The sequence below is a fragment of the Nocardia sp. NPDC005998 genome (assembly GCF_040614395.1).
Classification (GTDB): Bacteria; Actinomycetota; Actinomycetes; order Mycobacteriales; family Mycobacteriaceae; genus Nocardia.
The window spans coordinates 17,425-29,032 of sequence record NZ_JBEXUI010000009.1 but is presented as its reverse complement, the minus strand read 5'-3'; the positions used below and the strand labels follow the sequence as shown (position 1 = coordinate 29,032).

Below are 11,608 nucleotides of genomic sequence, written 5' to 3'. Positions count from 1 at the left end.
GACAATGGCGTGTGGTTCATGCGGACACGGGCGGCCTTTCTCGGGCGGTCGCGTCGACCAGCAGCTGCGCGGCCACCGTCGCGCCGTCGGTGCGGATCGTGCCGGCCACGGTGGCCGCTCGTGCGCGGGTCTCGGTGGTGAGGGCCGTCGCGAGCGCCGCCGACAGGGACTCGGTGGTCGGCGTCGGACCGTCGTGTGCCACACCGATGCCGAGGTCGGCCACCCGACGCGCCCAATACGGCTGGTCCACCAGCTGAGGCACCACCACCTGAGGCGCGCCCGCGCGGGTGGCCGTTGTCGTGGTGCCCGCACCGCCGTGGTGCACGACGGCGGCCACCCGGCCGAACAGCGCCTGCTGGTTGACCTCGCCGACGACGAAGCAGTCGTCCTGATCGTCGATCAGGGCCAGGTCGGCCCAGCCGCGGGAGATGAGTACCCGGCGGCCCTGTGCGCGGACCGCCTCGACGACCACCCGGGCGATGTCATTCGCGGCTTGCATGGGCATGCTGCCGAAGCCCACGTAGACCGGTGGTGTGCCCGCATCCAGGAAGGCCACCAATTCGGCCGGGAGCGGGCGCTCATCCGGCACGATCCAGGCACCGGTCTGCACCACCTCCAGGTCCGAGGTCTGCTGCCACGGGCCGAGGACCGGGTCCGTCGCCAGCCACGGATGGTCGGTGCAGACGTGATCGCGAACATTGTCCACCGGTGGCAGGCCGATCGAGGCCCGTTGGGCGTTGACCACCGGGCCGAACAGCTCGTTCATGTGCTGGGCGTTCAGGTCCCACAGCACCCGGTTGTCGGTGACATCCGGCGGCAATGGCCGACCCGGCCATTGGTGCGGTGGGTGGTGCGGCGAGGGCAGCATGGTCGCGAAGAAGCTCACATACACGAAGTGGATGTCCAGTTTCTCCGCCACGGCCCGCGCGGCGGCCACGGCCGGGAACAGCCCGGTCGCCACCACCGCAGCACATCCCTCGGCCGCCGCGGCGAGCGCGTCGAACTGCGCGGCGACCAATTCGGCCGCCCGCTGCGGCAGGTCCGCGGGTTCCCATTTCTTCGGCCCGCTCGTTACCTCGCGCATCGACGGGCCGCTCGGCACCATGGGCACACCGACCTCGGCCAACCGCTCCGCGAAGTCCGGCGGCGCGCTCACCAGCACCTGCGCGCCGAGTGCCCGCAACCGCAGCGCGAGTGCCACCATCGGTTCGACGTCCCCGCGCGACCCATACGTCGACAACAACACACGCATTCGGTACTCCCATTTCCGCCGGTTCTGGACTCGGCCAGCGATTCTGCGGCATGACCCGGGTCTTGCCGCAAGCCCCGGGGTGCGCTATATGTTGGTAACGGAAGGGAGTCGGTGAGCTCCTTCCGCTTGATCGTCCGCAGTGCACGAGCAATCTCCCCGCAAAGCCACATGGGCGTTGGGCGCAGACCTGCCACCAGCCGGGGTAGCGGCGAGATAGCGCGGCCGGGACACGCCGAGATCTCGAACACGCCGATGCGCAGAAGGCGAAACCCAACACAGGCCATACGATTTCGCTATGACCACTGGGGTTGGGAAAGTGCTGGTTACTAGGAAGATTCAGCGACGCGGCCGATCGGTGCTGGTTACTGTCGGTGCGCCACAGCCATTTTCATCGACCGATTCCAGCTACGTATGCCGACTACGTATCGAGGGGTTGCAGCCCGGACCGATGATGATCAGAGCTACCGGCAACCAGCCGGTGCAGGCGTTGCTGTCCGGATTGGGAGAAGTCAGCTCGAGGCTGTCGGTCACCCTCCCCGATTTCCTATCCGATGCCCACATCGGTGGTGACCTCACACCACTTCGCGCCTAGTACGAGGAGTCCTCGGGGCCCCGGCGCGGAGCCGGGGCCTCTCGCACGACCGACCGGTCGCTATCGCGGTGGATGGCGCACCTTCGGGCATGTTTTGCCCGCGAGGTGACATTTCTCCTCGAAGCCCTCGGGCAGCCAGGCGCCGGACAGCAATGTCGGGTGGTGCGGGAAGTGTCCATGTGCCGCAATGGTGAATACGAGTGCGGCCCACGGGCATTGCACCTGCACCGTGGCCGGGGTGCCGTCATCGAGGACATATTTGCAGCCGACGCGGTCGGGTCCGAGCAGATCCACCTGATCCAAGCCCGACCAGTACATCGACCAGGACTGCTGCGGGTTGATGAAATACATCCGCTGGTCGGAAATGACCACGGTGGCGGGCGGATCCGCGACCCACCGCGGTTGCATGGCCTGCTCGGCTCGGCGTCGTCGCGCATGATTGAGCGCGGCATTGCCGAGATGTGCCGCGGCCACGAAGCCCAGTGACCCGGCGGCGGCGATCCGGTTGCGGTCCCAGCTGCCGTCGCCGACGGCGCGCCATTCCCACCACACCGCGGGTCCCTCGGCCAGCGGCAACTCACCTCGTTCCAACCTGATTCGGGTCGGCCGCGGCGGCAACTCCTGCAACCGTCCGGTTCTCAGCAGCTGCACTACCCCGCACGTGTACAGCAGGTGGTCGTCGAACCACGACCAGCCCACCTGCTGGGCGAGAAACCGATTGATGTCCTCATCGGGGTCGTACATGCGGTTGGCTCCCGGAACTGTGCACCTGTCACGGGGATTCGGGGTCCGGCAGGATCTCGGCGACCGCATCGACCGCTCGATCGCGTTCGGCCGAGGTCTCACCGATTTTCACTCGAATCCGCCGTACCAGGATCTCACGCGGCGGTGGGGGCAGGGCATCGACGCGGTTATGCCGAAAGATCGGTGGTCTCGGCTCCCGCCATCTTCACCAGCATGTCGTGCAATGCCTTCGCCAACTTCCCCGCACGATCGCCGTAGAGTGCGACCTCGGTGAACGCATCGACCAATGCGGGTCCCGGATCCAATGGGCTGTAAGCGAGATCGGCACCACCACGCAGGGATTCGGTGACCAACCTGCGCTGCGCTTCCTGACGCGCACGAAAGTCACCCGCGACTTCGAGGGCACAACCGAATTCGCGAACAACCGCCGCGTACACCGGCCGGTCGGCACTGCGCCGTCTGCGCAGCCACCTTCGCGGCGGCGCATTGCCGGTCGGCGGAACCAGCGTCGCCAAAGTGGGTCCATGCAGAACCATCCAGATCGCCCGGGACGCCGACCGCGGCGTCTCCGACGAGCCCCCGCGCACCGCACCCACACCATCGTCCAGATCGGTGATCGCAATGCCCCGCAATGCAATCGGATACTTTCCGAGCATGTCATCAATGGCCGCCGCGATCTCCCGCACCGCGTAGATATCGACCCGCGCCGCATGGAATCCAGTGATCTCCAACTCATGCCGAGTCGCCATCTCCACCGCAATCTGGTGCGCCGGAGGCTCGGTCACGGCATAATTCCGCGGGCGCACCGCCACCTCGGCCGCCGACTCCTGCCTCCACCCCGCAGACTCCCGACTGTCTACCTGCGGATGCGGTACACCCGTGGCCGAGTCGAAGGACTGCGACCGATGCGCCGCCAGCCGCGTGCTATCGGGATCCGGACCTACCGGTCCGGCAATGTCGCCACCTGCCCCGATCACACTGGCTTCCGCTGCGGGTTCGAAGAACTGCGGCGGCAGCGCCTCTCGCGATGTGCGGTGCGTGTCCGGACCGATCGCCTCCGGTCCCGACGCTTCAACCTGCGGACGAACCAACCCTGGTCCCGCGACATCGCCCATCGGACGAACCACGCCCGGTCCAGCAACGTCGCCACCCGCGATCGCAGTAGGTTCGGCAGCGGCGTCAAGAGACCGCGACGGCAGCGCCTCCAGCCCTGCACTGTCAAGGTCCAGCCCGCCTGCCGCAAGCCCCGGTGCAGCAACGAGCGAACGATCCAACCCTGGTCCCGCGACATCGCCCATCGGACGAACCACGCCCGGTCCAGCAACGTCGCCACCCGCGATCGCAGTAGGTTCGGCAGCGGCGTCACGAGACCGCGACGGCAGCACCTCCAGCCCTGCACTGTCAGGGTCCAGCCCGCCTGCCGCAAGCCCCGGTGCAGCAACGAGCGAACGATCCAACCTTTGTCCCGCGACATCGCCCGGCGCACGACTAGCCGGTCCAGTAGTGTCGCCGCCCGTCCGGACCGCATTGGGCTCCGGGTCAAGTGACCGCGCCATTCGGCGTGCGCTGCCGGGACCCGAACCGACAACCCCTGGTCCTGGTATATCGGCCTGCGGACGAACCGAGCCTGGTTCTGTGACATCACCCAGTGGAGGAGCCTCGGCTGGCCCAGCAGCGGCACCACCTGCGCCGATCACGGTGGATTCCGCGGCGGGAGCGAGGGACTCCGATCGCGGCGCCTCCTGCTCTCCACCGTCAGCAGCCCGCCGGACCGCCGTTGGAGTCGGTACATCAACCAGCGGGCGAGCCACATCTGGTTCCGCTGCATCGCCTACCGGACGGACCGCTGCCGGTCCGGCGGCATTGCCACCCGGACTGAGTTCTGGTGTGGGGGTGAGGGATTGCGCGCCTTGCCGCGTGCTGTCAGGGTCCGGATGGACCGCGTTTGGTCCCGGTCCATCGACCTGCGGACGAACCGACTCTGGTTCTGCAACATCACCCGGCGGACGAACCTCAGCCGGTCCAGTAGCGTCGCCACCCGTGTCGATCGCAGTGGGTTCCGCAGCGGAGGGCAGAGACTGCGAGCGCTGGGCCGCTAGCCGTGCGCTGTCGGGGTCTGAACCTAACGACTCGGAGCCCGCCTGCCGACGGGCTCCCCTTGGTCCCGCGACATCGAGCAGCGGACGAATCGCCTCTGGTCCAGTAGCGTCGCCACCCATGCCACCCACAGTGGGTTCCATAGCGGGGGCCGGGCATTGGGACTGGACCGCCTCTCGCCGTGCACTCTCGGGGTCCCGGCGGACAGCGGCAGATCCTCGTGCATCGAGCTGTGAACGAACCGAACCTGGCCCCGTCACATCGCCCAGCGGACGCATCGTTGCGGATACCGTGACATCGCCGGTCGGATGGCCCGCCTCTGATTCCGTGGCATGGTTGAGCGGGCGTGCCGCTGCTGGTTCAGTGGCGTCGGTACTCGTGCGGACGGCGTTGGGATCCGCGGCGGGAGTGTGGGACTGCGGTCGGAAGGGTTCTCGCGGTTCGCTGTCGGGGGTCGGCGGGATCGCCTCGGGTTCCGGTACATCAGCCTGTGGACGAACCGATTCCGGTCCGGTGACATTGTCCGGCGGGCGAGTTGCTGCCGGTCCCGGGGTATCGCCGAGCGGCACAGCTGGTTCGGGAGCTTCGCTACCTGCACCGACCGTAGTGGGCTCGGCAGCGGGGGTGCGGGACTCTGGCCGCAGCACCTGTCGGGGGTCCGGACCGAGCGACTCGGGGACCGGCAAGTCGACCTGCGGGGGAACCGACCGTGGTCCTGCGATATCGTCCAGCGGACGAGCCGCTGCTGGGTGTGAGACCGGCGGATGAGCCACTGCCGATTCCGCCACGTCACCCACCGGGCGAACCACTGCCGGACCCACGACATCGCCCAACGGACGGGATGCCGCGGGTCCTGACGTGTCACTACGCGCGGGGACCGCCGTGGGCTCGGCAGCGGGGTTCGGGGACTGTGATCGCAGCGGCTGGCGCGGTGCGGTGTCGGGGTTCGGACCGAACGACTTCGGGCCCGATACATCGATCTGTGGATGTACCAACCCTGGTTCTGCAACATCGTCCATCGGACGACTCGCCAAGGGGCCCTGAATATCGGCGAGCGGTGGAACTGCTGCTCGTCCAGAGTTCTGCGGAGGAGCCGCTGCTGATCCCGCGCTCGGTGGAGGAGCTGCTGCCGACCCCGCACTCGGCGAAAGAACCGCTGCCGACCCCGCACTCGGCGAAAGAACCGCTGCCGACCCCGCACTCGGCGAAAGAACCGCTGCCGACCCCGCACTCGGCGAAAGAACCGCTGCGGAATCCGCCGCATCGACCAGCGGTCGAGCCGCTGCTGATCCGCTGACATCTTCCACCGAAGCCGCCGCTGGGCTGCTGGCTTCGCCTCCCATGCGGGTCACGGTGGGGCGCGGTGGTGGCGGTGGGGGCCGGCGGATTGCTGACGAGCCTGCTGCCACGAGTGGGTCCGCTTCGGCCGCAACGGGTGTGGGCACTCGGGTGGATGCGGCGGAAGGTTGTGGGCGTAGGCGCACGGTGCGTTGTGTCCAGGGTGTCTCTGCTTTTCGACGAGACCATGGAGTTGGCTGCGGCGTGCGGGCGGAGACAGAGGGCTGAGGTTGCGCGGGTTGCGCGACCTCCGCAGGTTGCGCGACCTGCGCGACCTGCGCGACCTGCGCGACCTGCGCGACCTGCGCGACCTGCGCGACCTGCGCGACCTGCGCGGAGACGCGGATATCGGATGCGGCCGTGACAGGATCGGCGGGAACAGGCGTCGTGGCGGCGGCGGAATCGGCTTCTGCGGCTGCGATGGCGGTTTTCAGGTCGGTGACGGCGCGGGTGGCTTGGGTGATGAGGTGTTCCAGGCTTGCGACCATCGCGCGGAGTTCGCTGAGGTCGATCCGCGATCGCTGGCTCACCGCGCTCTCCTGCTCGTCCTAGCGCGGTCAGGTGCTGGCGGGTGTGCTGACCTGTAACCACGTTTCGATGCCACCGAACCGAAGACTGACAGTGGCCCACCTAATTTTCGCTCAGGTCGCAAAACTCCCGAGACTGGGAAGTCCGCGTAGTTGCGGCCGAGCTCCCGACTCACGGACGCCCGGTTTCACACTGAACGGCGCGAGGGTCGCCATGGGCGATCACATGGACGTCATGCAGGACTGGGCAGTGACGGCGATCATGGCTTCGTCCACGTCATGCGTCGCCCGCACCACCGTCGCACCGCAACGCGAACTCAACGCCGATACGCGAAATCTCTTGCTGTGCAGATGGATCGAGACCAATAGCCGGTTCATCGAGCAGCAGGACATCCAATAGCTGAGCCGACCGGGCACGTTCACCTCGATCACTCGACGGTGCACGTTCGGCAGGGGTCCGCCCGTTGCCCGGTGTCGGCGGCGGCGGACGTGACTCACCCGCCACATCCCGAGGTCGGGTCACCTGTCAGATCGTTGCGAACGCAAAGTGAACTCCCGAAGTCGCGGTTGAGACGAATTATCAACGCGTTCTTACTGTTTCGCGGTGCGTTGTTCACAGATCGGACGGTGGTCGTTCACACCGCGACGTTAACGTCGAAAGTCGTTGCCGGGGACTGTTGAGCAGCCCTGAGGATCTACCAGCTCCGATACTCGTCTCACCGTAGTGCCGTCTATGTGCGGCACTACGGCATACGAATCAGGTTGTGGCGGTGAATAACTGGAAAGCAGAACCCTGCGATCAGGTCCTGTGGCAAATGTCCGCGATGCTGCGGCGATTTCGGGACCGGCTACTCGCATCATGTCCCCGGCGCTGGGCGACCCGGATCCTGCTGGGTCTGTTCCTGCTGTTCGTCTGCCCCATCCTGTTGGGTGCGGTGGCCAGCGCTGAAACGGGTGCCAGGACCACCGGATCATCGGTGGGCAGCGCGCTCGGCTGGACACACGTCAAGGATTCGTCGGGGGTCGAACTTTCGAGCTATATGTTCGCCACCGACCACGGCAGTGTGCTGCACCCGGGAAACACCGCCGTCTCACTCGTGCTCGGCCTGGAGTTCGCGGGCTGGAAAATCCTTGTGACAACGGCGATCTGGCTCATCGGGTACGCCTTGAGCTTCCAGTGGCTCAATATCGTCTCGAAACCGTTGCAGGGCGTGGCGCACAGCCTGACCGGGCAGATCGCGACACCGATCATGTTGGTGACCGCCGCGACGATCGGCGCGTTCTTCGTGGCCTGGTTTGTCACCCGTGGCTTCTACGCCAAGGCGACCATGCAGGTGGTGACGATGGTGGGAGTCGCGATTTTGGGTCCGATATTCCTGGCCGAGCCGTTGGCGGATGTGTTGTCCTCGGATGGCTTGCTCGCGGAGGGGCGCGATCTCGGCATCTCGGTCGCAGCGGGGCTCAACGGCAATGGCAATGCCGACCCGTCTCATTCGGTGGCGACCATGCAAGCCACCCTGGCCGACAACTTCGCGCGACGCCCGCTCCAGGTGTGGAACTACGGGCATGTGGTCGACGAGCAGCCAGCGTGCAAGTCGGCATGGTCGGCGGGTATGTCGGCAGGTAACGAAGACCGCGTGAAGAACAGCATCAGCAGTTGCGGGGACCGCGTGGCAAAGGAGTCGGTCGACAATCCGAACTTCGAGCAGATCGCGACCGGACTGCTATTGCTGCTGGCCGGAACGGTATTACTCGCCTTCGGGGCCGTGCTCGCGATCAAGGTCATCAGGGCGGCGCTCGACACTATCTACCACGGCTTGATGTCGATCTTCGGCTTCGCCGCGGGCGGCTTTGTATATGGGCCGACGCAGACTTTCCTGGTGCGCAATATGGTCGACGGCGTGATCGCGGCCGCGCGGATGACGGCGTTCACCATATTTCTGGGCGTGTACGTCTTGATCCTGGGAGATCTGTTCCGGCTGGCCGGGGACCAGGTCATGGTGGTGTTCGTTATCGGAGCAATCGTGATGATCATCGCGATCCTCCAGCTCGGGAAGCTCAGCAAAAGCCTGGACAAGGGCAACGAATGGGTCGCGAACAGGTTCGCCCTTGCCATCCAGGGCAGCGGCGGTGGGCGAGCGTCGGGCAGCGGCGGCGGGACCGCACTGGGTATGGGCACGATGGGTGCAGGGCACTCCATGTCAAAAATGCCGCTGCTGACGGCACTCGGCGCGGTCAGTACCATCAGCAATTCACCGGCGACCGAATGGCTCTGGGGCAGAACCCGATCACCGTTGCGGCCCTTCTCCAGAATGGAACGACAGTCGCAGTTGGCTCAGTGGGGATTCTGGAGCTCGCGAGGAGTCGGCGGCCCCAAGGGCTACTACGCCCAGTCATATTTGCACCGGCCGTTGTTCGAGATGGCCGCACGGGAAGCCGCTGAGGCGAATGGCGGCATCAACACCGTCCGCGGCGCGGCCGCAGCGATGCAAGCTGTCGCGGATGTCGGCGGAAAGTCGACTGATGCGTGGGTCGCGATGGACGTTATCGGATTCCGCGACGAGCGAATAAGGTACAACGCCATTCGTTCGTGGGAGATCGTCGATGGCAATACCAAGGACTGGACGCTCGCCAACACCCATCTCGGCCACGTGGTCGCCGGGGTCCAGCGCGTCCAGGACTCGTCGCTTCGCCTCATCGCGGGCAATAGTGACCCCGGAGAGGTCGCGGCAGATCTCGCTAACTTGCAAGCGGCCGCATTCCGGTACCGGCGTTCGGTCCCCGCTGGCGTCACTCTCGACGGCGGCGTCGCGAACGGGCCGGAGGAGCAATTCGTCAGTGCCTACCTGGCCGCGCCTACGTCGGAAGCGATCCTCGATCTCCAACGGGTCGCCAGTGGCGTTGCGCCCACGGGCCCGTTGCTCGGCACAGTTTTCGAGAATGACCACCTCGCCGCCCGGCGCATGATGGGAGCGATCGGAAGTAGGCAAGCGGACCTTGTCCTGAACAGCGTCAATGACGCCCTGGCTAATCCAACGGACCAGCAGTTGCTCCGCGTGGCCCGTGGCCACATCTCCGACGCGACCATCACCGACCAAGCATTGAGCGGAGCCAAGCGAACATCGACCAACACACCGACGCCACCGGCACAGAACAGCCCACAGCGGCCCGGCTGGGCCAGGGCGCTGGATCCCGTCGGCCAGGCACTGAATTAGTACCGGGGGCAAGGCTATTCGGCGGATGCGGGTCGGAGCTGGTCCCGGCAGCGGCGAACCTCGCGGAGCTCGCGCAGGGTACGCGGCGCCTCGGCCGTCGATCGCGCGACACGGCGCCCGGTCCCGAGGGGTTGAATGGTCGCGGCCAGCGCGACGGCCTTATGGCTGAGCAGATCGTTGATCAGTTCTGCGAATTTCCCGCGTCCGGGTACCGGGTCGTCGGCTGCTCGACGATCACGATCGGTTCGGTGGGCAGGCCCGGGTGCGGACGTTCGGCCATCACCGGGAACTGGGCCGTGTGAAATTGGCGAATTTTTGCGATTCGCAGCACTTTTCGGCGGGCCAGGAACCAACCGCAGACCAGGGCCGGAGCCAGTCCGACCAGCATGGCGATCACCGCGGCGCGTTGAACCATGTCGCCGCTGCAGGCCATCAGGACGACCACGGTTGCCAGGAACAGCAGCGTCGCCACCGTCGTATAGGGCGTGCCGGGCAGCCGGGAGTGCGGACGCCAGGCCAGTCCGAGTCGCCACTGCTGCCACAGGCGCAGATGACAGAGCAGCACCGTGGTCCACGACGCAATGGTGCCCAGCGCCGATACGTTCAAGACGATCTCGAATGCCTTCTCCGGCACCACCGCATCGAGACCGACGCCGACCAATGCGATGGCACCGGTGGCCAGGATGCCGACATATGGCACACCCGCCGGTGACATTCGCGCGGCCGCGGCGGGTGCGCTGCCGTTCATCGACATCGAGCGCAGAATCCGGCCGGTCGAGTACAGCCCGGCGTTGAGACTGGAGAAGGCCGCGGTGATCACGATCAGGTTCATGATCGAACCGGCCGCTGGCACACCGATTCTCGCGAAGAACGTGACGAACGGACTCTCACCGGCACGGAAGACTGTGTAGGGCAGTAGCAGTCCGAGCAGTATCAGTGAGCCGACGTAGAACACCGCGATGCGCGAGATGACGGAGTTGATCGACCGCGGCATGATCGTCTCCGGATGCTCCGCCTCACCGGCCGCGATACCGACCAGTTCGACTGCGGCATAGGCGAATACGACGCCGGTCAGGACGGTGACCAGCGGTAGTAGACCGGTCGGGAACAGTCCACCGTGGTGCGCGATCACACCGACACCGGTCGGTGCGCCTCGAATCGTGAAGCGACCAGCGAGGAAAACCGTGCCGACGATCAGGAAGCCAACCAGCGCAACGACTTTGATCAATGCGACCCAGAACTCGAGTTCACCGAACCAGCGCACCGAGATCAGGTTGGTGCAGACGACCACGACCAGGGCGATGAGCGCGATCACCCACTGCGGGACGACTGCGAACGCGCCCCAGTAGCGGACATAGGCGGCGATGGCGGTGATATCGACGATCCCGGTCATGCACCAGTGGAAGAAGTAGGTCCACCCGACGGCGAATGCCAGCTTCTCCCCGTAGAACTCGCGGGCGTAGGAGACGAACGATCCGGAGGAGGGCCGATGCAGCACCAGTTCGCCGAGCGCGCGCAAGATGAAGAATACGAATATCCCGCATACCGCGTACACCAGGAACAATCCTGGACCGGCACCGGCCAGGCGCCCCCCTGCTCCGAGAAATAGACCGGTGCCGATAACCCCACCGATCGCGATCATCTGTACTTGGCGCGCGCGCAACGCTCTGCGATAACCGACATCTTCGGCATGCAGCGCATCGGCGAACGTCGAGAGTTCTACTGGTCCTCGACCTGCGATCATGACCCAGCCTTCCAGTGCGGGATATCATGTCGCGAAGCAATGTACCGTTAGTTAACGGTACATTCAACCAACGTTTCACATTTGGTTTCGATGGGTACT

General features: G+C 65.9%; 9 protein-coding genes. 5 read left to right on the top strand and 4 right to left on the bottom strand.

What is annotated here, in order from left to right:
- Positions 1-16: 16 nt before the first annotated feature.
- Entirely contained in the window at positions 17-1,252 is a 1,236-nt protein-coding gene (locus ABZ293_RS15035; protein WP_355180840.1) for a glycosyltransferase, read from the bottom strand.
- Positions 1,253-1,547: 295 nt separating this feature from the next.
- On the opposite strand from ABZ293_RS15035, the gene ABZ293_RS15030 reads away from it, so the two are divergent.
- Positions 1,548-1,844, top strand: coding sequence for a hypothetical protein (locus ABZ293_RS15030; RefSeq protein ID WP_354956080.1), 297 nt, complete (start codon positions 1,548-1,550; stop codon positions 1,842-1,844).
- A gap of 60 nt (positions 1,845-1,904) precedes the next feature.
- On the opposite strand, the gene ABZ293_RS15025 is transcribed toward ABZ293_RS15030, so the two are convergent.
- The gene (locus tag ABZ293_RS15025; RefSeq protein WP_355180838.1) at positions 1,905-2,588 is read right to left on the bottom strand and encodes a hypothetical protein; all 684 of its coding nucleotides are present in this window, start codon (positions 2,586-2,588) and stop codon (positions 1,905-1,907) included.
- Between the two features lie 167 nt (positions 2,589-2,755).
- Positions 2,756-3,373, bottom strand: coding sequence for a hypothetical protein (locus tag ABZ293_RS15020; protein ID WP_355180836.1), 618 nt, complete (start codon positions 3,371-3,373; stop codon positions 2,756-2,758).
- A gap of 2,369 nt (positions 3,374-5,742) precedes the next feature.
- Between ABZ293_RS15020 and ABZ293_RS15015 the strand changes: the two genes are divergently transcribed.
- The 4 genes from ABZ293_RS15015 to ABZ293_RS15000 all read left to right on the top strand — a co-directional run bounded on the left by ABZ293_RS15015 (position 5,743) and on the right by ABZ293_RS15000 (position 9,765).
- Complete coding sequence (locus ABZ293_RS15015) at positions 5,743-5,982, top strand: hypothetical protein (protein WP_355180834.1); 240 nt, start codon at positions 5,743-5,745, stop codon at positions 5,980-5,982.
- A gap of 298 nt (positions 5,983-6,280) precedes the next feature.
- Positions 6,281-6,610, top strand: coding sequence for a hypothetical protein (locus ABZ293_RS15010; RefSeq protein ID WP_355180832.1), 330 nt, complete (start codon positions 6,281-6,283; stop codon positions 6,608-6,610).
- 154 nt (positions 6,611-6,764) lie between these two features.
- Positions 6,765-6,950 (top strand): hypothetical protein, encoded by a 186-nt coding sequence (locus ABZ293_RS15005; protein WP_355180830.1) that lies wholly within the window; start codon positions 6,765-6,767, stop codon positions 6,948-6,950.
- Positions 6,951-7,365: 415 nt separating this feature from the next.
- Complete coding sequence (locus ABZ293_RS15000) at positions 7,366-9,765, top strand: hypothetical protein (RefSeq protein ID WP_355180828.1); 2,400 nt, start codon at positions 7,366-7,368, stop codon at positions 9,763-9,765.
- 181 nt (positions 9,766-9,946) lie between these two features.
- Here the strand turns inward: ABZ293_RS15000 and ABZ293_RS14995 are convergent, their stop codons facing one another.
- On the bottom strand, positions 9,947-11,509 hold the full coding sequence (locus ABZ293_RS14995) for an amino acid permease (protein ID WP_355180826.1): 1,563 nt from the start codon (positions 11,507-11,509) through the stop codon (positions 9,947-9,949).
- Between the last annotated feature and the right edge of the window lie 99 nt (positions 11,510-11,608).